At 71.0% G+C, this 23354-nt stretch carries 19 protein-coding genes, 1 tRNA gene and 1 pseudogene; 2 read left to right on the top strand and 19 right to left on the bottom strand.

Annotated features, from left to right (window positions below; translation table 11 throughout):
• Positions 1–5: 5 nt before the first annotated feature.
• From LG395_RS12675 to LG395_RS12600, 16 genes and pseudogenes are all read right to left on the bottom strand, one after another.
• Positions 6–443, bottom strand: a complete 438-nt coding sequence (locus LG395_RS12675; RefSeq protein WP_030656103.1) for a Cg1360 family ATP-synthase-associated protein — start codon at positions 441–443, stop codon at positions 6–8.
• A gap of 314 nt (positions 444–757) precedes the next feature.
• Positions 758–2083: an MraY family glycosyltransferase gene (locus LG395_RS12670; RefSeq protein ID WP_171152799.1), complete on the bottom strand. Its 1326-nt coding sequence runs from the start codon at positions 2081–2083 to the stop codon at positions 758–760.
• Between the two features lie 129 nt (positions 2084–2212).
• On the bottom strand, positions 2213–3451 hold the full coding sequence (gene glyA, locus LG395_RS12665; protein WP_171152800.1) for a serine hydroxymethyltransferase: 1239 nt from the start codon (positions 3449–3451) through the stop codon (positions 2213–2215).
• Positions 3452–3536: 85 nt separating this feature from the next.
• Positions 3537–4214, bottom strand: coding sequence for an arsenate reductase/protein-tyrosine-phosphatase family protein (locus tag LG395_RS12660; RefSeq protein ID WP_225809412.1), 678 nt, complete (start codon positions 4212–4214; stop codon positions 3537–3539).
• Complete coding sequence (locus LG395_RS12655) at positions 4211–4858, bottom strand: L-threonylcarbamoyladenylate synthase (protein ID WP_171152804.1); 648 nt, start codon at positions 4856–4858, stop codon at positions 4211–4213. Before LG395_RS12655 ends, LG395_RS12660 begins: the two co-directional genes overlap by 4 nt.
• Positions 4859–4910: 52 nt before the next feature.
• Entirely contained in the window at positions 4911–5756 is an 846-nt protein-coding gene (prmC, locus tag LG395_RS12650) for a peptide chain release factor N(5)-glutamine methyltransferase (protein WP_030656095.1), read from the bottom strand.
• A gap of 49 nt (positions 5757–5805) precedes the next feature.
• Positions 5806–6873, bottom strand: a complete 1068-nt coding sequence (prfA, locus tag LG395_RS12645; protein ID WP_225809411.1) for a peptide chain release factor 1 — start codon at positions 6871–6873, stop codon at positions 5806–5808.
• 106 nt (positions 6874–6979) lie between these two features.
• Positions 6980–7204 carry a 50S ribosomal protein L31 gene (gene rpmE / locus LG395_RS12640; protein ID WP_014675000.1) on the bottom strand — a complete coding sequence of 75 codons (225 nt, stop codon included), beginning with the start codon at positions 7202–7204 and terminating at the stop codon, positions 6980–6982.
• A gap of 164 nt (positions 7205–7368) precedes the next feature.
• The gene (locus tag LG395_RS12635) at positions 7369–8502 is read right to left on the bottom strand and encodes an LCP family protein (protein ID WP_171152810.1); all 1134 of its coding nucleotides are present in this window, start codon (positions 8500–8502) and stop codon (positions 7369–7371) included.
• 379 nt (positions 8503–8881) lie between these two features.
• Entirely contained in the window at positions 8882–10900 is a 2019-nt protein-coding gene (rho, locus tag LG395_RS12630) for a transcription termination factor Rho (RefSeq protein WP_225809410.1), read from the bottom strand.
• A 421-nt stretch (positions 10901–11321) separates the two neighbouring features.
• Entirely contained in the window at positions 11322–12239 is a 918-nt protein-coding gene (gene thrB, locus LG395_RS12625) for a homoserine kinase (RefSeq protein WP_225809409.1), read from the bottom strand.
• Between the two features lie 579 nt (positions 12240–12818).
• Positions 12819–13877: a threonine synthase gene (thrC, locus tag LG395_RS12620; RefSeq protein ID WP_225809408.1), complete on the bottom strand. Its 1059-nt coding sequence runs from the start codon at positions 13875–13877 to the stop codon at positions 12819–12821.
• A 6-nt stretch (positions 13878–13883) separates the two neighbouring features.
• Positions 13884–15233 (bottom strand): homoserine dehydrogenase, encoded by a 1350-nt coding sequence (locus LG395_RS12615; RefSeq protein ID WP_225809407.1) that lies wholly within the window; start codon positions 15231–15233, stop codon positions 13884–13886.
• A 156-nt stretch (positions 15234–15389) separates the two neighbouring features.
• Positions 15390–16781, bottom strand: a complete 1392-nt coding sequence (gene lysA / locus LG395_RS12610) for a diaminopimelate decarboxylase (RefSeq protein ID WP_225809406.1) — start codon at positions 16779–16781, stop codon at positions 15390–15392.
• A gap of 53 nt (positions 16782–16834) precedes the next feature.
• The gene (nrtL, locus tag LG395_RS12605) at positions 16835–18133 is read right to left on the bottom strand and encodes an ArgS-related anticodon-binding protein NrtL (RefSeq protein ID WP_225809405.1); all 1299 of its coding nucleotides are present in this window, start codon (positions 18131–18133) and stop codon (positions 16835–16837) included.
• Between the two features lie 564 nt (positions 18134–18697).
• A pseudogene (locus LG395_RS12600) lies at positions 18698–19189 on the bottom strand (response regulator); the annotation flags it as partial.
• A gap of 165 nt (positions 19190–19354) precedes the next feature.
• On the opposite strand from LG395_RS12600, the gene LG395_RS12595 reads away from it, so the two are divergent.
• Both LG395_RS12595 and LG395_RS12590 read left to right on the top strand, forming a co-directional pair.
• Positions 19355–19426, top strand: a tRNA-Arg gene (locus LG395_RS12595).
• Positions 19427–19767: 341 nt separating this feature from the next.
• Positions 19768–20367, top strand: a complete 600-nt coding sequence (locus LG395_RS12590; protein WP_225809404.1) for a hypothetical protein — start codon at positions 19768–19770, stop codon at positions 20365–20367.
• 68 nt (positions 20368–20435) lie between these two features.
• Here LG395_RS12590 and LG395_RS12585 read toward each other — a convergent pair whose 3' ends face one another.
• The 3 genes from LG395_RS12585 to LG395_RS12575 are packed head-to-tail and all read right to left on the bottom strand — an operon-like array spanning position 20436 to position 23352.
• Complete coding sequence (locus LG395_RS12585; protein ID WP_225809403.1) at positions 20436–21809, bottom strand: tyrosine-type recombinase/integrase; 1374 nt, start codon at positions 21807–21809, stop codon at positions 20436–20438.
• On the bottom strand, positions 21806–21976 hold the full coding sequence (locus LG395_RS12580) for a helix-turn-helix transcriptional regulator (RefSeq protein WP_135790125.1): 171 nt from the start codon (positions 21974–21976) through the stop codon (positions 21806–21808). The genes LG395_RS12585 and LG395_RS12580 overlap by 4 nt, the downstream gene beginning before the upstream one ends.
• Positions 21976–23352: a replication initiator gene (locus LG395_RS12575; RefSeq protein WP_225809402.1), complete on the bottom strand. Its 1377-nt coding sequence runs from the start codon at positions 23350–23352 to the stop codon at positions 21976–21978. Before LG395_RS12575 ends, LG395_RS12580 begins: the two co-directional genes overlap by 1 nt.
• Positions 23353–23354 lie beyond the last annotated feature (2 nt).

The following is a 23354-nucleotide window of genomic DNA, read 5'->3' as shown; positions in this document are numbered from 1 at the left end:
ACCCCTCACGGCTTCGGCCCTGTCTTCTCGGGCTTCTCACTCTTCGCGGAGTCCGGGTCGATGTAGAAGATCTTGGCCTTCATGTGTGCGCGTGCCTGCGCGGCCATCCACACGACGGTCGCGACGACGAGCGACACGGCGAACGTCTTCGCGTTGAAGAGGGAGGTGTCCTTGAAGACAGCGACGAAGATCAGGAGGAGCAGCAGCTGGGCGACGTAGAGCAGCAGCCCCATCGCCTGGAAGAGCTGCGGGAGCGTTTTTGCCGTCCACTGCAGCACGTAGAGGCCGAGTCCCATGAACAGGATGGCCAGCACCGTGCCGACGACCGCGCCGAGCGCGCCCTTGCCCCCCGCGACCGCGGCGCTCACGGCGACGGCGATCACGCCGGCAGCCGCTGTGGGCACAGCGATCTGCGCAAGGTTCCGGACGTCATTGGACGGCATGGCGGCAACTCCGCTTTTCACAGGGGGCAGGGTGTCGTCATGGACGAGCGTAGTCCCGGGCTGAGTGATCGAGACCTCACACCAATGGACCGTCGCACTCGGGTCCTTCGGTTCTATCCGGGGTTCTCGTGAACCGTATCACAAACTATTTGATGAGGTCTTTACCTGGTGGGTGTGCTGGCTGTCACACATGAGAGTGACAGTGCGCGTCTGTGCAAAAACCGCGCCCACTTGTCTGGTATTAGGGGCCTTTGCTCCCCCACGAGTTGGCAATGCTCTAGTCAGATTCTTACCTTGCGCGTCAACGCCGATCGTCAACGGCGATCGAGGAATCGTGACCTGGCGCCGAGCGCGGTCGCCCCGTTGACACCGGAGACACCGGCCGTGACCGGGGTCCGCTCCTCGCCGCCCGGGGCCTGCGCCTGCGAGGCGGTGGCGGCCTCCGCCGCCGCGGTGGCCTCCGGAGCCCGGCGCCGCCTCCGGTACCGCGGCGGCACGAACCGCTGGGCCCACACCGGCACGCGCGGGGTGAAGCGCGGGAGCAGCAGCAGGACCAGACCGACCGCGCTCAGGAACACCACGCCCAGCACGATCCACATCGACGCCGAGTTGACCGAGTACGCCAGCGCCCCGAAGCCGATCAGCGCCGACCAGAAGTACATGATCAGCACGGCCCGGCTGTGCGAGTGGCCGATCTCCAGCAGACGGTGGTGCAGATGGCCGCGGTCGGCGGCGAACGGCGACTGGCCTCGCCAGGTGCGGCGCACGATCGCCAGCACCAGGTCGGCGGCCGGTACGGCGATGATCGTCAGCGGCAGCAGCAGCGGGATGTACACCGGGACCGTCTGGTGGACCGCCGCCTTCTCCGAGCCCGCGTACAGGTTCAGCGCGTCCGGGTCCACCTGGCCGGTGATCGAGATCGCGCCGGCCGACAGCACCAGGCCGATGAGCATCGACCCCGAGTCGCCCATGAAGATCCGCGCGGGGTGCATGTTGTGCGGCAGGAAGCCCAGGCACATGCCCATCAGGATCGCCGCGAACAGCGTGCCGGGGGCGGCGGCCTCGATGCCGTACGAGTACCAGATGCGGTAGGCGTACAGGAAGAACGCGCCTGCCGCGATGCACACCATGCCGGCCGCGAGGCCGTCCAGGCCGTCCACGAAGTTGACCGCGTTGATGGTGATGACCACCAGCGCGACCGTCAGCAGCGTGCCCTGCCACTGGGTCAGCGCCACGTTGCCCACGCCCGGGATGGGCAGCCACAGGATCGTCAGCCCCTGCATGACCATCACACCCGCGGCGATCATCTGGCCGCCCAGCTTGATCAGCGCGTCGATCTCGAACTTGTCGTCCAGGACACCGATCAGCCAGATCAGGGCCGCCCCGGAGAGCAGTGCCCGCGGCTCGTTGGACTTCGCGAAGACCTCGTTGAGGTTGGTGAGGTGGTCGGCGACCAGCAGCCCCGCGCACAGCCCGAAGAACATCGCGATACCGCCGAGGCGCGGAGTGGGTTCCCGGTGCACGTCCCGGGCACGGATCTCCGGCATCGCCCCGGCCACGATCGCGAACTTCCGTACCGGTCCGGTCAGGAGGTACGTCACCGCAGCCGTGATGCAGAGCGTCAGCAGGTATTCACGCACGGGCTTCCCCACAGGTCTCGCTGGCCATCACAGCCCCACACCCTAGCGACGGACGCATATGGATGAGGACTTCCGGGTAGCGACGATGGTTGCACGAGTGGCTGTGCACCCCCGTCGGCCACCCCCGGTTCAGCGGGGATACGGCGGAAACCGGCCGGTGAGCGCGCGGGCCTCCTCCCGCGCCGCGACCGGCTCCGTCTCCCCGCGCAGCACGGCCGCCAGCAGCGCCGCGATCCGCACCATCTCCTGCTCGCCCATGCCCTGGGTGGTCACCGCGGCCGTGCCCAGGCGCAGCCCGCGGCCGTCGCCGTGCGGCAGCGCGCAGCAGTCCAGCACCAGGCCGGCCGCCAGCAGCCGGCCACGCGCGGTGCGGCCGTCCACACCGAGCGGGGCGGTGTCGGCGGTGATGAGGTGGGTGTCCGTGCCGCCGGTGGTGACGGCCAGGCCCTCCGCGGCCAGATGACCGGCCAGCACGCGCGCGTTGGCGACCACCTGGTGGGCGTACACGGCGAACGCCGGGGTCGCCGCCTCGCCGAACGCGACGGCCTTGGCGGCGATGGTGTTCATCTGGGCGCCGCTCTGCGTGAAGGGGAAGACGGCCCGGTCCACGCGCTCGGCGAGCTCGGCGCCGCACAGGATCATCCCGCCGCGCGGGCCGCGCAGCACCTTGTGGGTGGTCGCGCACACGATGTCCGCGTACGGCACCGGGCTCGGCGCCGCTCCCCCGGCGACCAGGCCGATCGGATGCGCCGCGTCGGCGATCAGATACGCCCCGACCTCGTCGGCGACCTCGCGGAAGAAGGCGTAGTCCAGGTGCCGGGGGTAGGCGATGGAGCCGCACACGATCGCCTTGGGCCGGTGGTTGCGGGCGAGGTGGCGCACCTGGTCGTGGTCGATCAGCCCGGTCTCGGCGTCGACGCCGTAGCCGACGAAGTCGAACCAGCGGCCCGAGAAGTTCGCGGGCGAGCCGTGGGTGAGGTGGCCGCCGTAGGGCAGGCCGAGGGCGAGGACGGTGTCGCCGGGGCGCAGCAGGGCCGCGTAGGCGGCCAGGACGGCCGAGGAGCCGGAGTGGGACTGGACGTTGGCGTGCTCGGCGCCGAACAGGGCCTTGGCCCGGTCGATGGCCGCGCGTTCGGCGACGTCGACGAGCTCGCAGCCGCCGTGGTGCCGGGCGCCGGGATAGCCCTCGGCGTACTTGTTGGCGAGCGCGGAGCCGAGGGCGGCGAGCACGGCCGGCGAGCAGAAGTTCTCGGCGGCGATCAGCTGGAGCGTGGTCGACTGCCTCTCCAGCTCGGCCAGGAGGATCTCGGCCATGGCCGGATCCTGTCGGCGCAGGACGTCGGTCTCGAGGGAATGGGTGACCGACATGGCGGGCTCCCGGGGCGGTCGGCGGTGACGTATCCCCAATGTAGGCCGGGGAGGTGCGGGACGCCCGGTATTGCCGCCGGGCGCCCTACGTTCGTGCCGGAACCCCGGTCAGCGCCGTCACCACCGGGTCCAGGGCGTCCCGTATCTCGTCGCCGATCGAACGGAAGAAGGTGAGCGGGGCGCCGTACGGGTCGTACACCTCGTCGGCCTCGGCGGTCGGGGCGAGCAGCCAGCCGCGCAGTGCCGCCGCCGCGCGCACCAGCGCCCGGGCCCGCATGACCACGCCGTCCTCCAGGGGCGGCAGGGTGGCCGGATCTATCGCCCGGACCAGGCGGGTGAACTCCTTCAGGGTGAAGGTGCGCAGGCCCGCCGAATGGCCCATGGAGATGACCTGGGCGCGGTGGTCGCGGGTGGCGGTCAGCACCAGGTCCGCCCTGATCACGTGCTCGTCCAGCAGTTCCCGGCCCACGAAGCCGGAGGCGTCCGCACCGAACTCGGACAGCACGGTCTCCGCGTGGGACTCCATCGGCGCGCCCTCGTGGCCCCACGTGCCGGCGCTCTCCACGATCAGCCCGCCGCCGAGTACGCCGAGCCGCTCCGCGACGAAGTGGCGGGTCAGCCGCTCGGTGATGGGCGAGCGGCACACGTTGCCGGTGCTGACGTGGAGGATGCGGAAGGTGTCGCGGGGGAACCCGAACGTGGTCGTCTCCTCCGCGCTGTAGCCCCCGCCGCCTATGCCACGCCCCGCTTCAGGGGCCGTCAATTCGCCACCTCAAGGTCGGGTACGACCTTGCGCAGCTCCTCCGCGGAGAGCGCGCCCGCGCGCAGCAGCACCGGCACCTCGCGGGAGACGTCCACGATGGACGACGGCACGTTGCCCGGGGTGGGGCCGCCGTCGAGGTAGACGGAGACGGAGTCGCCGAGCATCTCCTGGGCGGCGTCGCAGTTCTCCGGCGCCGGGTGGCCGGTGAGGTTCGCCGAGGAGACGGCCATCGGGCCGACCTCGGTGAGCAGTTCGATGGCGACCGGGTGCAGCGGCATGCGGACGGCGACCGTGCCGCGGGTGTCGCCGAGGTCCCACTGGAGGGACGGCTGGTGCCTGGCGACGAGCGTCAGGGCACCCGGCCAGAACGCGTCGACCAGCTCCCAGGCCAGCTCGGAGAAGTCCGTGACGAGGCCGTGCAGGGTGTTCGGGGAGCCGATGAGGACGGGAGTGGGCATGTTGCGGCCCCGGCCCTTGGCGGCGAGCAGGTCGGCGACGGCCTCCGAGGAGAACGCGTCGGCGCCGATGCCGTACACCGTGTCCGTCGGCAGGACCACCAGCTCGCCCCGGCGGACGGCGGACGCGGCCTCGCGCAGACCCGTCACACGGTCGGTCGCGTCGTTGGTGTCGTATCGCCGTGCCATGTCTAGCTGGCCTCCTCGTACACGTACTGCTGGGTTGAGAACTGGGGGGTGCTCACGGCAGCGCCTTGCGGGCGGTGGCGAACCGCGGGCGGTTGTTGAGGTCGGGGTGATCGGCCGCGTCGGCCCAGCCCCGCTCCTCGGTGAAGATCCACGGCACCTGGCCGCCCTGGGTGTCGGCGTGCTCGATCACGACGACGCCGCCCGGGCGCAGCAGCCGGTGCGCGGTGCGTTCGATGCCCCGGATGAGGTCCAGGCCGTCCTCGCCGGAGAACAGCGCCATCTCCGGGTCGTAGTCGCGGGCCTCCGGGGCGACGTACTCCCACTCGGTGAGCGGGATGTACGGCGGGTTGGAGATGACCAGGTCGACCTGGCCGTCGAGGTCCGGGAAGGCGGTCAGCGCGTCCCCCTGGCGCAGGTCGACGCGGGAGCCGGCCATGTTCTTGCGGGTCCACACCAGGGCGTCCTCGGACAGCTCCACGGCGTGCACGCGCGAACGCGGGACCTCCTGGGCGAGGGCGAGCGCGATGGCGCCGGAGCCGGTGCACAGGTCGACGATGCAGGGCTCGACCACGTCCATGGCGCGCACGGCGTCTATGGCCCAGCCGACCACCGACTCGGTCTCCGGCCGGGGCACGAACACCCCCGGCCCGACCTGGAGCTCCAGGTACCGGAAGTAGGCCCGCCCGGTGATGTGCTGCAGCGGCTCGCGCTGCTCGCGCCGGGCGATGACCTCCCAGTACCGGGCGTCGAAGTCGGCGTCCTTCACGGAGTGCAGTTCGCCGCGCTTCACACCGTGCACGAACGCGGCCAGCTCCTCCGCGTCGGTGCGCGGCGAGGGCACGCCGGCGTCGGCCAGCCGCTGGGTGGCCTGGGCCACCTCCGCGAGCAGCAGGTTCACGCGAGTCCTCCGTGTCGTACTCGTGCTCGTGCGTGCGTGCGTACGGCTCTCAGGCGGCGGCGAGCTTCGCCGCCGAGTCGGCGTCGACGCAGGCCTGGATGACGGCGTCGAGGTCGCCGTCCAGGACCTGGTCCAGGTTGTACGCCTTGAAACCGACGCGGTGGTCCGAGATGCGGTTCTCCGGGAAGTTGTAGGTGCGGATCTTCTCGGAGCGGTCCACGGTGCGGACCTGGCTGCGGCGGGCGTCGGCGGCCTCCCTCTCCGCCTCCTCCTGCGCCATGGCGAGGAGCCTGGAGCGCAGGATACGCATCGCCTGCTCCTTGTTCTGCAACTGGCTCTTCTCGTTCTGGCAGGAGGCGACGACTCCGGTCGGGATGTGCGTGATGCGCACGGCGGAGTCGGTGGTGTTGACGGACTGGCCGCCCGGGCCGGAGGAGCGGTAGACGTCGATGCGGAGGTCGTTGGGGTTGATCTCCACGTCCACCTCCTCGGCCTCGGGGGTCACGAGGACACCGGCGGCGGAGGTGTGGATACGGCCCTGGGACTCGGTGGCCGGGACCCGCTGCACGCGGTGCACCCCGCCCTCGTACTTCAGCCGGGCCCACACGCCCTGGCCGGGCTCGATCTGCCCGCGGGCCTTCACCGCGACCTGGACGTCCTTGTAGCCGCCCAGCTCGGACTCGGTGGCGTCGATGATCTCGGTCTTCCAGCCGACGCGCTCGGCGTAGCGCAGGTACATGCGCAGCAGGTCGCCCGCGAACAGCGCCGACTCGTCGCCGCCGGCACCCGCCTTGATCTCCAGGATGACGTCCTTGTCGTCACTGGGGTCGCGCGGGACGAGCAGCAGGCGCAGCTTCTCGGTCAGCTCCTCGCGCTGCTTCTCCAGGTCCTTGACCTCGGCGGCGAAGTCGGGGTCGTCGGCCGCCAGCTCGCGCGCGGTCTCCATGTCGTCGCCGTTCTGCTTCCAGGAGCGGTACGTGGCGACGATCGGGGTCAGCTCGGCGTAGCGCTTGTTCAGCTTGCGCGCGTGTCCCTGGTCGGCGTGGACGGACGGATCGGCGAGCTTCTTCTCCAGGTCGGCGTGCTCGGCGACGAGTTCCTCGACGGCCTCGAACATCTTGGGCTCCTGTACTGCGGTGAAAGGGAAGGGCGGGCGACCAAAAACGCCGGTCCCGGGCACACCCCCGTGAGGGCGTGACCGTGGACCGGCGAAATGGGGCTCGCTACTTCTTGGAGCCGGCGGCAGCCTTGCCGAAGCGGGCCTCGAAGCGGGCCACACGGCCACCGGTGTCGAGGATCTTCTGCTTGCCCGTGTAGAACGGGTGGCACTCGGAGCAGACCTCGGCCCGGATGGTGCCGGACTCGATGGTGCTGCGGGTGGTGAACGACGCGCCGCAGGTGCAGCTGACCTGCGTCTCGACGTACGCGGGGTGGATGTCGCGCTTCAAGGTGTCTCCTAGGTTCCGGGAGGGCGCCGGGTCGCTGCCGCGGGATGCGGAGGCGTGAACCGGAGCCGACGTACCAGTCTGCCAGGACTGGGGCCATCCCCCAAAACCGGGGGTGCGGCTGTTCTATTCCGGCGCGCGGTTCCCGGGGTCCCGGGACAGCACACCTAGCCGGCGCTCACGACGCCCTTGGCCTCGCCCGTGGCCGTGCCCTGCGTGGCCGACCCCGGGATCGGCCGGTCGTTCTTCAGGGCGTTCCAGACCAGTTGGGCCTTGGCCTCGGCGATGAGGACGCGGTTGGGGTTGGCCGGGTCGTACCGGACCGGCATCGTCACCATCGTCATGCGGGACGAGCCGATGCCCTTCAGGCCGCCGGCGAAGTCGATCAGGGAGTTGACCGAACCGAGGTCGGAGTCGGTGGTGACGGCCTTGGTGGCGGTGTCGGCGAGGTCGTAGAGCTTCTTCGGGTTCGTGAGGACGCCGACGTGCTTGACCTGGTCGATCAGGGCCTTGACGAACGCCTGCTGGAGCTGGATGCGGCCCAGGTCGGAGCCGTCGCCCACGCCGTGCCGGGTGCGGACCAGGCCGAGCGCCTGCTCGCCGTTCAGGGTGTGGGTGCCGGCCTGGAGCTTCAGATGGCTCTGCCGGTCGTCGATGTCCTTGGTGGTGGTGACCCGGACCCCGCCGAGGTCGTCGATGAGCTTCTGGAAGCCCTGGAAGTCGACCTCCAGGTAGTGGTCCATGCGGATGCCGGTGAGGGACTCGACGGTCTTGACCGCGCAGGCCGCGCCGCCGGTGGAGTACGCCTCGTTGAACATCACGCCGGACGCGGCGGGGTGGGCGGTGCCCTTGGTGTCGGTGCACCGCGGACGGTCCACCAGGGTGTCCCGGGGGATGGAGACGACACTGGCGCGCTGGTGGCCCCGGTACACGTGGACGATCATCGCCGTGTCGGAGCGGGCGCTGCCGTCGTCGGCGCCACCGCCGAGCTTCTTGTTCGTGCCGGAGCGGGTGTCCGAGCCCAGGACCAGGATGTTCTCGGAGCCGTTGTCGGCCTTCGAGGGCCGGTCCGCGCCGAGCGCCTGGTTGATGTCGACGCTGTGCAGGTTGCCGTTGAGCTTGAAGTACAGGTACCCGGCGCCGGACCCGCCCAGCACCACCACGCCGGCCGCCGTCCAGGCGGCCGCGTGCAGGGCCTTGCGCCCCGTGCTGGGCGCCTTGCGGCGGCGGCCCTTGCTCCGGCGGCGCGAGGCCGTGCCCGGCTCGGATATGGCGGGCTGAGGCGTACTCTCGGCGGCCACGTCGCTCCTAGGTCTCGTCGTTCGGTTACCCCCTGCGGTCAGGGTCAGGCGCGGTCGTCACCGCTCCATCGTCGCTCCGCCCGATCAGACGGGGGAACTCGGGAAAGGGTTGCACGACGCACAGGGCCCACCGCGTACGGCGGCGGGCACGCTGCGTGGTCACCGGCTCCGGGAACACGGCGCTCACCTGCGGATTCGGCGCCCGTGATCGCGCGCCTCGGAGCCGGTGCCCACCGTGCCCCCTGTGGCAGAGATCTCGCTCGCGGCCTGTGTGGCGAATGCCCTGCCCTGTACGCCGAAGGCCCTGTACGCCGAAAGCCCGCCCCCGTCGCTGTGACGGGGACGGGCTTCCTCGAGGACGAGCCGTCGGGCGGATGCGTCAGTCGCCGTTGCCGGGCGTCGGCGTCGTCTTCTGGATCTGCATCAGGAACTCGACGTTCGACTTCGTCTGCTTCATCTTGTCGAGAAGCAGCTCGATCGCCTGCTGCTGGTCCAGCGCGTGCAGGACGCGGCGGAGCTTCCAGACGACGGCCAGCTCCTCGTTGCCGAGCAGGATCTCCTCCTTGCGGGTGCCGGACGCGTCCACGTCCACCGCCGGGAAGATGCGCTTGTCGGCGAGCTTCCGGTCGAGCTTGAGCTCCATGTTGCCGGTGCCCTTGAACTCCTCGAAGATCACCTCGTCCATGCGGGACCCGGTGTCCACGAGAGCCGTGGCCAGGATGGTCAGCGAGCCGCCGTCCTCGATGTTGCGCGCCGCGCCGAAGAACCGCTTCGGCGGGTAGAGGGCGGTGGAGTCGACACCACCGGACAGGATGCGGCCGGAGGCGGGCGCGGCCAGGTTGTAGGCGCGGCCCAGACGCGTGATCGAGTCGAGCAGCACGACCACGTCGTGGCCCAGCTCCACCAGGCGCTTGGCCCGCTCGATGGCCAGCTCGGCGACGGTGGTGTGGTCCTCGGCCGGACGGTCGAAGGTGGAGGAGATGACCTCGCCCTTGACCGACCGCTGCATGTCGGTGACCTCTTCCGGACGCTCGTCGACGAGGACGACCATCAGGTGGCACTCGGGGTTGTTGTGCGTGATCGCGTTGGCGATCGCCTGCATGATCATGGTCTTACCGGTCTTCGGCGGGGCCACGATCAGACCGCGCTGGCCCTTGCCGATCGGCGAGACCAGGTCGATGATGCGGGTGGTGAGCACGCCCGGGTCGGTCTCCAGACGGAGCCGGTCCTGCGGGTACAGCGGGGTCAGCTTGTTGAACTCCGGGCGGCCACGGCCGTGTTCGGGCGCCATGCCGTTGACGGAGTCGAGGCGGACCAGCGCGTTGAACTTCTCGCGGCGCTCGCCCTCCTTCGGCTGGCGGACGGCACCGGTGATGTGGTCACCCTTGCGCAGGCCGTTCTTGCGCACCTGGGCGAGGGAGACGTACACGTCGTTCGGGCCGGGCAGGTAGCCGGAGGTCCGGATGAAGGCGTAGTTGTCGAGGATGTCCAGGATGCCCGCGACCGGGATCAGGACGTCGTCCTCGGCGACCTGCGGCTCGGCGATCTCGTCGCGGCCACGGCGGCCCCGGCGGTCGCGGTAGCGGCCGCGACGGCCACGACGGCCGCCCTCGAAGTCGTCGTCGTCCTGCGGACCGGTGTTGCGGTCCTGACGGCCGCCGCCCTGCTGCTGACCCTGCTGCTGCCGGTCCTGGCGGTCCTGCCGGTCCTGCCGGTCCTGGCGGCCGCCGCCCTGGCCCTGCTGGTCGTCGCCCTTGTTGCGGCGGTCGCGGTCCCGGCCGCGCTCGCGGCGGTCCCGGCGGCCACGGCCCTCGCCGTCGGCGTCGCCCCTGGCCTCGCCCTGCGGCTGCGACTGCTGCTGCGCGGGCGCCTCGGTCCTGGACTCGCCCCTGGCCTCGGCGGCGACGGTCTCGGCGCCGCCCGCGGCCGGGCTGCCCGCCTCGGCGGTGGCGCGGCGGCGACGGCGCTCGGCCGGGGCGTCGTCGGACGCCGGCTGGCCGGGGATCTCGATCTGCTGCTGGGCCACGGCCTTCTCGGCGGGCGCCTCGTTCCTGGCCTCCGCCTTCTTCTCGGCGTCCTCGCCGGTGCGAGCCTTGGAGGTGGCCCGGCGCTTCGGCTTGGTCTCGGTGGCGGTGTCGGCCTTGGCGGCGGCGGGGGCACCCCCGGCGGCCTGCGCCTCCTTGATGACCTCGATCAGCTGGCTCTTGCGCATCCGCGCGGTGCCCCTGATCCCGAGGCCCGAGGCGACCTGCTGCAGCTCGGCCAGCACCATGCCCTCGAGGCCGGTACCGCGGCGCCGCCGGGAGCCGGCACCGGTGGCAGGCGCGGAGGCGTCCGTGGCGGGCGCGGCAGCGGTCTCCTCGACACGTGCGCCCATCAGATCGGTGGTGTCGCTCACGAAGGGTCCTTCCCTGGAGCGGACGTCGGCCTGTCTGGCTCGGCGACCGGTTGTGCTGTCCGGCTACGGTCCTGTCTTCTGTGGACCGTGCCGGGGCGGTGGTCCGCCAAAGCGGCGGAGGAAATGTGCGGTGATGGCGCTTCCGCGAGCCGTGGCACCCAGTGTCACGTGGCGTGGTAGCACCGATTCCGGAGCTCCCCCAGAGGGGATACCCCCACCGGCGGCCCGCTCAGTACTCGCATACGACGTACTGCCCAGGTACGACGCAAGGAACACGGAGTGGCGCGGGGGGCTCCCGGAAGAATGTCTGTCCCGGACGGGGACACGAGGCACCTCGCCATGGTGGGGTCGGGTGCAGACTTGAGATTAACACTACCGGATCCAACAAACATTCCCCCTCTCCAAATCCGGCAACCGTGTGTCAGGTCGCAAGCGGCAGCACGCTCGCTCCCTGGACGTCCAGGTCCAGCCGGTTGGCGGCCCATCCCTCACCCGCGAGGTGGGACACCTTGTCCGCGCTGTCGGCGTCGGCGAGTGCCATGACGGTGGGCCCGGCGCCCGAGATCACGGCCGGGATGCCGTCGGCCCGCAGCCGCTCCACCAGCGCGGCGCTCTCCGGCATGGCCGGGGCGCGGTACTCCTGGTGCAGCCGGTCCTCGGTGGCGGGCAGCAGCAGCTCGGGGCGCCTGGTCAGGGCCTCGACGAGCAGGGCGGCGCGGCCCGCGTTGACAGCGGCGTCGACGTGCGGCACGGAGCGCGGGAGCAGACCGCGCGCGGTCTCGGTCAGGACCGGCTTCCCGGGCACGAAAACCACCGGAACGATGGAATCGTGCGGCTCCATCCTGATGGCCCGGGCGGCGCCGGCCTCCATCCAGGACAGAGTGAAGCCGCCGAGCAGACAGGCGGCCACGTTGTCGGGGTGGCCCTCGATCTCGGTGGCCAGCTCCAGCAGCGCGGCGTCGTCCAGGCGGGCCTCGCCGCCTATGGTCACCGCGCGGGCGGCGACGATGCCGGCGCAGATCGCGGCCGAGGAGGAGCCGAGGCCCCGGCCGTGCGGGATGCGGTTGGCGCAGACGATCTCCAGGCCCCGGGGCTGCCCGCCCAGCAGGTCGAAGGCGGTGCGCAGGGAACGGACGAGGAGGTGGCTCTCGTCCCGCGGCAGGGTCTCGCTGCCCTCGCCCGCGATGTCGATGTGCAGCCCGGAGTCGGCCACCCGGACGACCACGTCGTCGTACAGCCCCAGCGCGAGGCCCAGGGCGTCGAAGCCCGGACCGAGGTTGGCGCTGGTGGCGGGAACGCGCACCCGGACGGCGGCGGCGCGGAACGCTGGACCGGCCATCGCTCGTTGACTCTCCTTGAGCTGCGTGACTGTCGAAGACATTCGATACGTACGGGAGACCCTCGGGCCGCGCGGCGGGCGCGGCGTCGCCCGTGTGCGGGGGGCATGTGCCACGGACGGGGTTCGGTACAGCCTATCGAAGGAAGGTTCTGCGGCGACATAGGGCGCACGGGAGGCGCACGATGCGTGTCGCAAGCCCCTTGTGCACCCTGTCAGGGGGAGGTCCCGGGCGCGGAGCGCCCGGGCCGGCGCACCGGCGGCCGGGGCTCGGGCGCCGGTGCGGTGGGCTCGGGCGCCGGTGCGGTTTTGCTCAGAGGCCGGTGCCGTACTGCCCGGACGCCGGTGCGGCCGGCGCCGCGCGCTCGGACGCCGGCGCCTCGGCGCCCGGCCTCGGGCGTCCGGCCTCGGGCGTCCGGGCCCTCAGACTCCGGCACCCGTCGGGCTCCGACTCCCCTCAGGCTCCGGCACCCGCCGGGCTCCGGATCCCCTCAAGCTCCGGCACCCGTCGGGAGCCGGCCCCGACTCAGACACCCTTTCGGCCCCGGCCCCCTTTCGGCCCCGCCTGCGGCTCGCCGGCGTTCAGGCCAGGCCGAGGCGCTCGGCCGCGGTGGCCGCGTCGACCGGGACGGTGACCGGCTGCGGGGCGCCGGCGACGGCCCAGTCGGGGTCCTTCAGGCCGTTGCCGGTGACGGTGCACACGATGCGCTGGCCCGGGTCCACCTTGCCCTGCTCGGCGGCCTTGAGCAGACCGGCCACGGAGGCGGCGGAGGCGGGCTCCACGAAGACACCCTCCTGCGCGGCCAACAGGCGGTAGGCGCGCAGGATCTCACGGTCCGTCACCTCGTCGATGGCGCCGCCGGACTCGTCGCGGGCGGCCAGCGCGTAGCTCCAGGACGCCGGGTTGCCGATGCGGATGGCGGTGGCGATGGTCGACGGGTCCTTGACGACCTCGCCCCGCACGATCGGGGCACTGCCGGAGGCCTGGAAGCCCCACATACGGGGGGTCTTGCCGGAGACGCCGTCGGCGGCGTACTCCTTGTAACCCTTCCAGTAGGCCGTGATGTTGCCCGCGTTGCCGACCGGCAGGACGTGGATGTCGGGCGCGTCGCCGAGCATGTCCACGATCTCGAAGGCGGCCGTCTTCTGGCCCTCGATGCGCACCGGGTTGACCGAATTCACCAGCGCCACGGGGTAGTTGTCGCTCAGCGCCCGCGCCAGGGTGAGGCAGTCGTCGAAGTTGCCGTCGACCTGGAGGATCTTCGCGCCGTGCACGAGGGCCTGGCCCATCTTGCCGAGGGCGATCTTGCCCTGCGGCACGAGCACGGCGGAGACCATCCCGGCCCGCACGGCGTAGGCGGCGGCGGAGGCGGACGTGTTGCCCGTGGAGGCGCAGATGACGGCCTTCGCCCCCTCCTCCTTGGCCTTGCTGATGGCCATGGTCATGCCGCGGTCCTTGAAGGACCCGGTGGGGTTGGCCCCCTCCACCTTCAGGTGGACCTCGCAGCCCGTGCGCTCGGAGAGCACCTGCGCGGGCACGAGGGGCGTGCCGCCCTCACGGAGCGTCACGACCGGCGTGGTGTCGGATACCGGCAGCCTGTCCCGGTACTCCTCGATGATTCCGCGCCACTGGTGGGTCATTGCTGGTTACTCTCCTTCAACCCGCATGATGCTGGCGACACCCCGCACGGTGTCGAGCTTGCGCAGCGCCTCGACGGTCCCGGAGAGGGAGGCGTCGAAGGCCCGGTGGGTGACGACGACGAGGGAGGCCTCGCCGCCCTCCCGTGGCCCGCCGCCACCCTGTTCGATGGCGACTGTGTCGCCGCTGCCTGGATTCCTGCTCTGCTGCCGAACCGTGTCGATCGACACGCCGTGCTCGGCGAAGACGGTGGCGACCTGGGCGAGCACGCCCGGTTTGTCGGCCACGTCGAGGCTGATGTGGTACCGGGTGACGACCTCGCCCATCGGGGAGACGGTCAGGTCGGCGTACGCCGACTCGCCCGGCCCGGTGGCGCCGTTCAGCCGGTTGCGGCAGACGGCGACCAGGTCACCGAGCACGGCCGAGGCGGTGGGCGAACCGCCGGCGCCCGGGCCGTAGAACATCAGCTGCCCAGCGGCGTCGCTCTCCACGAAGACGGCGTTGTACGCGCCGCGCACCGAGGCGAGCGGGTGGCTGAGCGGGATCATCGCGGGGTGCACGCGCGCGGTGACGGCCGTACCGTCCGCGGAGCGCTCGCAGATGGCGAGCAGCTTGATGGTGCAGCCCATCTCCTTGGCGGAGCGGAAGTCGGCGGCCGTGACCTCGGTCATGCCCTCACGGTGCACGTCGTCGAGGCGTACGCGCGTGTGGAAGGCGATCCCGGCGAGGATGGCGGCCTTGGCGGCGGCGTCGAAGCCCTCCACGTCCGCGGTCGGGTCGGCCTCGGCGTACCCCAGCGCGGTGGCCTCGTCGAGGGCCTCCTGGTAACCGGCGCCGGTCGAGTCCATCTTGTCGAGGATGAAGTTGGTGGTGCCGTTGACGATGCCGAGCACGCGGTTGACCTTGTCACCGGCGAGCGACTCGCGCAGCGGCCGGATCAGCGGGATGGCGCCGGCGACGGCGGCCTCGTAGTAGAGGTCGCGGCCGTGCTCCTCGGCGGCGGCGTGCAGGGCGGCCCCGTCCTGGGCGAGCAGGGCCTTGTTGGCGGAGACGACGGAGGCGCCGTGCTCGAAGGCGGCGGTGATGAGGGACCGGGCGGGCTCGATGCCGCCGATGACCTCGACCACGACGTCGATGTCGCCGCGTTTGACGAGGGCGGTGGCGTCGGTGGTGACGAGGGAGGGGTCGATGCCCTCACGCACCTTGGCGGGCCGCCGTACGGCCACGCCCGCGAGCTCCACGGGCGCCCCGATCCTGGCGGCGAGGTCGTCGGCGTGCGTCGTCATGATGCGCGCCACCTCTGAGCCGACCACTCCACAGCCCAGCAGCGCCACCTTCAGCGGACGCGTACGCATCATCCGACCTCGTTTCCTCTCACCGTCTACGGTTGGACCAGTCTCACTCACCGGACGGGAGTTTCTACCCTTCGTCCGGATCGTGAGACATCTATTTCATTTGTACGGGACCGGGAGACCGCAGATCTTCCGGCCCCTTCCCCGGGGCGGCCGGCCGGGTCACCCGACGTCGAGACGCAGGAGGTCCTCCTCCGTCTCCCGGCGGACGATCACCCGCGCCTCCCCGTCCCGCACGGCGACGACGGGCGGCCGCAGCACGTGGTTGTAGTTGCTGGCCATGGACCGGCAGTACGCGCCCGTGGCCGGTACGGCGATCAGGTCGCCCGGCGCCAGGTCCGAGGGCAGGAACGCGTCCTTGACCACGATGTCCCCGCTCTCGCAGTGCTTGCCGACGACCCGGGCGAGCATCGGCTCGGCGTCGGACGCGCGGGACACGAGGGCGACGCTGTACTCGGCGTCGTACAGCGCGGTGCGGATGTTGTCCGACATGCCGCCGTCGACGGAGACGTACGTGCGCAGCCCGTCGAGCGGCTTGACCGTGCCGACCTCGTACAGCGTGAAGGCGGTGGGGCCGACGATGGCGCGCCCGGGCTCGACGGAGACGCGGGGGGTGCGCAGCCGGGCGGCCTCGCACTCCCGCGTGACGATCTCGGTGAGCGCCTTGGCGATCTCGTGCGGCTCGCGGGGATCGTCGTCGCTGGTGTAGGCGATCCCGAGGCCGCCTCCCAGGTCGATCTCCGGCAGCTCGACCCCGTGCTCGTCCCGGATGTCCTTCAGCAGCCCGACGACCCGGTGGGCGGCGACCTCGAAGCCCGACATGTCGAAGATCTGCGACCCGATGTGGGAGTGGATCCCGATCAGCTCGAGCCCGTCGAGCTGAAGGGCCCGCCGCACGGCCTCGGCGGCCTGCCCGCCGGCGAGCGGGATGCCGAACTTCTGGTCCTCGTGGGCGGTGGCGATGAACTCGTGGGTGTGCGCCTCCACGCCCACGGTGATCCGGATCTGGACGCGCTGGCGGGTGCCCAGCTCCCGGGCGATGTGGGCGACCCGCACGATCTCCTGGAAGGAGTCGAGCACGATCCGCCCCACACCGGCCTCGACGGCCCGGGTGATCTCCGCGACGGACTTGTTGTTGCCGTGGAAGGCGATGCGCTCGGCGGGCATCCCGGCGGACAGCGCGGTGGCCAGCTCGCCGCCGGAGCAGACGTCCAGGTTGAGGCCCTCCTCGTTCAGCCAGCGCACGACGGCCCGGGAGAGGAAGGCCTTGCCGGCGTAGAAGACGTCGGCGTCCGGCCCGAACGCGGTGCGCCAGGCACGCGCGCGGGACCGGAAGTCGGCCTCGTCGAGGACGTAGGCGGGGGTGCCGAACTCCTCGGCGAGCCGGCTGACCGGAATCCCGCCGACGGTGACCACGCCGTCGTCGCCGCGCGTGACGGTCTGGGCCCACACCTTCTGGTCGAGGACGTTGAGGTCGGCGGGCGGCGCGGAGTAGTGCCCCTCGGGCAGGACGTCGGCGTGGCGGGGCCCGGCGGGATGGGCGGAACGGCTCATGACGTGACTCTCAGACTCTCTGTCTCTCTTGGGGGCGCATCGGAACGCGCGCCTCAGAGGTGTTCGGGTGCGTCGATGCCGAGCAGGGACAGGCCGCCGGCCAGCACCGTCCCGGCAGCTTCGGCGAGGGCCAGCCGGGCGCGGTGGGCGGCCGAGGGTTTCTCCTCGCCGACGGGAAGCACACAGGGCAACAGAGGCAGCACGGCATCGGCGACGGTGACGAGATGCCGGGCAAGCCGGTCCGGGGCACGACGGGTGGCGGCCACGGCGAGGATGCGGGGGTGATCGGCCAGGGGGGTGAGGAGAGGGGTGGGGACGCCTTCATCGACCACGGCGGCGGGGGCGCTTGCGCGGGGGCCGAGCGGAACGGGGCCGGCGAGGGCGAGGGCGGGGGCTGTGGAAGGGACGAGGGGGCCGGCGAGGGCGGGGGGCGCGGGAGAGGACGAGGGGCCGGTGCCGGTGTCCGCGGGGTTGGTCAGCGCGGCGGCGTCGGCGGATGCGAGGGCCCCGAGGAGGCTGCGGCCACCGGCGCCGGCGGAGGTGCCGAAGGGGTCGACGGCGGCCTGAGCGGAAGCCCCCGGAGGGCGAACGGCACCCAGTGCCCGGGTGCCGAACGGCCCGGCGGCGGAACGGTCGACGAGTCCGACCGGGCCGGGCTCGGCGGAGAAGCCGAGGCGGGCGGCGTTGCGGCTGAGGGCGCGGACACGGGCGTGGGCGTACCGCACCCGGAACAGCGGATTGCTCTCCCGCTGGATCAGGTGATCGGCGGTGATCCGGGGCCGGTCGTGCGGGGCGGGGTGGAGGAGGGCCCACCGGGCGGCGTCGGGTCCGAGCGGGGCGGGGTCCTCCGGCGCGGGCACGGGCCGCAGGTTGACGGGCTCGCCGTGCTCGACGGTGGCGCGTCCGCCCTGGGTGGCGACGAGCCGTACGACGGCGTCGGCGACGACCTCGGCCCGCACCTCGTACGGTACGCGGAGGGCGACGACCTGTCCGGCGAGGGCGTCCCCGTAGCCGTACCGGGCGCCCTTCTCGCGGATCTCCCGGACCAGCCCGGCAACGGGATCCACCTGCTCGTCGAGGCTGATGTTGAGAAATCCGGGCCCGGTGACGACGACATCCCGGACGCCCTCGGCCTCGGCGAGGCGGGTACGCAGGATCTCGGCGACCCGCAGCGCCGGCTGCCCGGCCGGCCGGGCGAGCTGGAGCGCGATGGTGGTGGCGAAGTCCCCGCACCCTCCGGGCCCCGGCTCGGTCACCACGGCCCGCTCGGGCACGGTCACGCTCAGCTCCCCGTCATCGACAGCACGACGCACCGCGCGCAGCACGGTGCGGGAGAGCTCGACGGGGGTCACGGGACAAGCGTAGGGGAGGAGGGGGGTGGGTACGCGAGGCGGTTATCACTACCCGCCCTCGCCGGCCTAGGAGAGACCGCCGCCCAGGGAGCCACGCCCGTCGAGCACCGCGGAACCCTCGGAGGATCCGGGGGGCGGGGTGACCGGGTGAGCGGGGACACCTGGGTGGACGTAGGGGGTTGCGCGGGGGGAGGGGGTGTTGGGAGGGGGTGCGGGTGTTTGGGGTGGGGAGGCGTTGGGAGGGGGCGCGGCTGCTTGAGGGACCTGAGGGAAGGGGGCGTTCTGAGGGGGTGCGGCTGCTTGAGCGGAGGGGAGGTCGGGGACGGAGGCGGCTCCCTGGTGGGTGGGGACGCCGGAACCGGAATCGGATCCCTGGGCGGAGGGGACGCTGGGAACGGAAGCGGAAGCAGTCCCCTGAACGGCCGGGACGTCGGGAACGGAAGCGGCCTCATGAGCAGGAGAGCCCTCATCACGATCGACCTCTCCCTCACCACCTCCTCCCTGCATTCCGCCGCCGGGAGCTCCCGCGGGACCTCCACCGGAGCCGCCCCCACCGGGACCTGTACCCCGGTCCCCTCCCCCGGAGCCGCCGGGCGCCCCAAACGACCCAGGCAGCGCGCCGCCCCCAGAGCCGTCACTGCCCTCACGCCCCGCATGCCCTCCATATCCCCCAGGCCCGGTCCGCCGCTCCAAAAGCTGCTTCACGAGCCGTACCAGCTCGGTCGGCTCGAAGGGCTTGGCAAGGAAGGCGTCCACGCCGACATCGAGGCCGGTCTCGACCTCGTACTGCGAACACGCGCTGATGATGGCGAGGGGCAGGTGGTGCGTACGGGGATCAGCCCGGAGGCGGGCGGCGGTGCGGAGGCCGTCAAGGCGGGGCATGACGACGTCGAGCGTCACGACGTCGGGCCGCACCTCGTGCACCACGTCCAGACACTCGGCACCATCGGCCGCGGTCACGACCTCTAGCCCTTCCAGTTCGAGGTTGACCCTGATCAGCTGCCGGATGACCTTGTTGTCGTCCACAACAAGCACCCGACCCGAAGCGCCTGGCACACGTCGAGAGTAGGTCCGGACCGGCCACCGCGTCCGGGTTTTCCCCACTTCCACCCCGTACAGGAGACCCGCCGACCCCGACCCGGGGAAACGGGTTCCTGATCACCCCGCCGGACCTGCTAATGTTCTACCCGTCGCCGCAAGCGAGAGCTCAGCGCCCGACACGCCCCCGTAGCTCAGGGGATAGAGCAACGGCCTCCGGAGCCGTGTGCGCAGGTTCGAATCCTGCCGGGGGCACCCAGCATGAGGTGCCCAAAGACCCCGTCACCAGCGGAAACGCTGAGGCCGGGGTCTTCGCGTATGTGCAGACGTGTGCCGCTCGTAGCGGCCGTATGTCGGGGTCTGTGGACTATTCGTGGACAGGATCTTGAGACGTCTGCCCAGGTCAGGACCAACAGAAGCGTGAGCCCCCGGACCGGCTGGGAGACGGGCGACAGACACCCCTCGCCGAGGACGGCCGGCAGCGCCAGGCCAACAACAGGCTCCTAGATGATCGCCGCGGTATGGCATGAGCCGTGGGGGAGCGTCCGCTACGGTCTGCGCATCAGGGGAACTCAGGTGAGTGCCAGGGGGTGGGGATGTCCGGCGCAATCATCTCTGTGATCATCGCGGTCGTAGGCGTGGGCGGCACGCTGGCTTCGGCAGTGGTCACACAAGTACTAGCGCATCGTGCTGAGTTACGGAGACTGGAGGAAGAGAAAGGGATCCGCCTCGCAGAGCAGCAGGCTTCTGCGGATCAGCGCAAGATAGATCAGCTCCGGAACTGCTACGTTCAGTTGAATGCCCACGATCGTCATTACAGAGACGTAATGCTGGCGTACGCCTATGCGCTCAAATCGGGATCCGCCGAGGCGGAAGCGGCGGAAGTAGGTAACGCTCGGCGGGCACAACGAGACACACGCGCGGAAGCCCAGCTGGTGGCGAGCGATGAAGTACTTGAGCTTGAGAGCCGAGTGAATGACCGGCTGACGACCGCCTACAGGTACCTAATGAAAGCCGCAGGCGAGTCGGACTCACCCGCTCGTCGAACGAGACTCAACCAGGTCATCGGCCTCCTGGACTCAATCATCCCGCAACAGGGACACGTACGGGCGCTCATGCGCCTCGAGGTGGGAACCACTCAAACACTTCCCGACTGGTACAGCCCTGAAGGCGGATTGGCAGCGCACGATTCTTGACCATCTAGGGCTGACACCAAAACGCAGCGCCCGGACACATCCGGGCGCTGCGCCTGACGAAGCTGAGATCACTCGTACTCGCGTAACAGCTCCTCGATCTTGCGATTGGCGATCTCTTGCCGACCGTCGATGCACTTGGCGTAACGGCTCAGCAGGACCTCGACACTGTTGCCCGCGCGCTCGGCGACCTCGGTCGGGTCCACCCCGGAGTTGAGCCAGGTCGACAGCGCCGAGTGCCGGAGATCGTACGGCCGCGCAGCTAGCGGAGAGGCAACCGCGGCCGGCGGAAGCGCCAGCGCTCGGGCCTCCTGCCAGACGCGATAGTAAGTCGAGGAGCCGACCACTCCCCCGCGCTCGTTGGTGAACAGCCGCCCGTCCTCGGCGGTGCCGAAGGTGTCGAGGTGCCGCCGGAGGATGGCGACGAGCTGGGGCGGGATCGGCACGATGCGGACTTCCTCTGCCGGCCGATTCTTCAAGCCCCGGTGGTCATGGGTCTCGCCGGAATCCGTCCACTGCTTGCCGACACTGGGACGTGTCCGATGCAGCAGGACTGCCCCCCAGCCGGTCTCGGGCAGCTTCACGTCCGCGCTGGTGAGGCCGACCGCCTCAGCCGGACGCAGGGCACCGTAGTACATGAGCGCGAACAGACCGACGAGCCGACGGCCGCGCGCACGGCTGTACCCACCGACGTACGAAACGGCAGTCAGCAGGGAACGAGCCTGCTCGGGATTGGCGACCACCCGGGGATCGACCTCCCCGGCAACCTTCGGCTTCTTCCAGCGAAGACCCGTGATCGGGTTCTCCTTGAACTCGCCCAGGTCCACCGCGTAGTGCAACGCGTTGACGAGCGTCCGACGCTTGCGCCGGACGGTCTCCGCGGCTGCCGCCGTCCCGTCGAGCTTGAGCCTGAGCGAGTCCAGGACGGCCCTGCCGATAGCGGCGTCCCCGAGGTCCGAGAGCGGGCGCGACGCCTTGGCCACCCAGTGCAAGACGTTCGCGACCTCGGTCGGCAATTCACGCTCGTCCGGACCGGGGAGGCCAAAGGCCCAGTTGCGAAGCGCCTTCCTGACCAGTTCCTCGGACGGCTGCCCCGGACGCTCGTCGAGAAGGGCCATCGTCACGGCAGTCAGCGCTTCATTGATCCCGTTGCGCGTGTTCGGCGCCGCGTGCGGCCACTTCATGGCGAGATACTTCAGAGCGAAGGCATACCAGGTCATCGAGGCCGCCTTCTCGACCATCGATTCCGGCAGCCCCGTCACCGTGTCGAACTCTTCGCCAGCATGGGTCGCGCGGAGCAACTTGGACCGGTAGTGGTCCGCCAGCCCTTTAGTGCGGAACTGCTCGGAGAAGACCTTCCCGGCGACCATCCATCGGACGTCATAGGACGGATTCTTGGTGTTTCGCTTTCGGACGCCCCACACCTTCACGTCGAGAGACTTCACGCCGCCGCCTCCAGCTGCCGCAGCCAAGCGGCGAAGTCAGCCCGCCACACCCGAAGTTCGCCGTTGGGCAGCTTGAACGCAGCTGGCCCCTGACCCAGTTCACGCCACCGGTAGAAGGTGCGGCGAGACACCCCACCCAGCTCCGCGAGGATCTGCGGGACGGTCATCAGTTCGTCGCGTCGGTGGTCCACGTCAGGGCTCCTTCCGTGTCGTCGTCTGCCTGGCCTGCAGAGGCGCCAGTGCCGTGAGTGATGAGGTGTTCTGCTGCAGTTAGTCCCGTCCCTGCGAAGACCCAGTGGGAGAGGACGAGGACGGTGTCCGGGTCGGGCAGCGGGTGGCCAGCCTCGGCCGCACGTTCGCGGGCCAAGGCTTCGTTGTGGTCGGCGCGTTCCTGGCGGAGGGCGCCGAGGGTCACGGAGTAGGCCCGGGACTTGGTGGAGAAGTGGCCGCGGAAGCCGAGCATGTGGGCCCACTTGCGCAGGCGCAGGGCTTCGAGTTCAGGGAGCCCACCGAGGTGCCAGCAGGTGAGGATCATCCGGCGGGCGTGGTCGGTGACGCCGGAGCCGATCAGGTCCGTGATCGGGTTGCGGACGGGACGGTCCAGGGTGCCGGCGGTCTCGGCGCCCTTGGTGGCGTACTTGGCGATGTAGGCGGCCACAGCCCGGCTGGAGAGCTCCGAGCTGCCTGCGAAGTCAGTGGAGCGGATGGGGCGGATGTCGAGCTGGTCACCGAAGCGGAAGGCGTACGTGCGGCCGTCGAGCACGGGGCCGGGTGCCTCGGCGAGGCGGACCGCCGAGCGGATCACGTCGCTGAGGAGTTCGGTCGTGGCCCAGGGCGGTGGGGTGGACTCGGCGCCTTCCGGGCCGTCGAGGCGGATCACCGCGTGGAAGTGGACGGCACCGCGCCGCTGGTACTCGGCGACCTTGGCGTACGACACCTTGAGGCTGTCACGCAGCGCGCTGCGGGTGACGCCAGCGCGGGAGGCGAGCTGCTGGCGCAGGTAGGTGGTGAAGCGGGCCCAGAGGGCACCGGCGTGGGCGTTCCAGAGGACGGCTGCCCGGTAGTCGTACCGCTCCGCGTTCAGTGGTGTGCCCAGGGCGGGGTCGTCCTCCGGATGGGAGCGTCCGCAGCGGCAGCGGCCACCGGCGGGGCGGTTGTGGACGGGGCCGAAGGAAGGGGCGGTGAACGTGGCGAAGACGCGCGGGTGTTGGGCGACGGCCGGGCCGATGCCCTTGCCGCCGCTCAGGCCGGCGGTGACCAGGTGGAAGGTGTCCTTGCGGTATGTCTCGGCGCAGGCGGCGCACCGGGTGGCGCGGCGGTTGTTGCAGCGGATGAGGAGCTGTCCGGCAGGCAGGTCGCGGCCGATGACTTCCCGGACGATCTCGCCCGTGGCGGCGTGGACGTCGAGCCGGTGGCCCTCCATTCGGACGGGCCGCTCACAGCCGCCGAGACGCTGGATCTGCCGGGCGTAAGCACTGACGTCGCCGTGCCGGGCGAGGGCGGCCAGGTGACGGATGGCTCCCAGGGGAGCCGGCGGGCGCATGT

This window comes from Streptomyces spinosus (assembly GCF_020400655.1).
In the GTDB taxonomy this organism is placed as follows: Bacteria; Actinomycetota; Actinomycetes; order Streptomycetales; family Streptomycetaceae; genus Streptomyces; species Streptomyces argyrophylli.
This window is presented reverse-complemented; position numbering and strand designations above follow the sequence as displayed.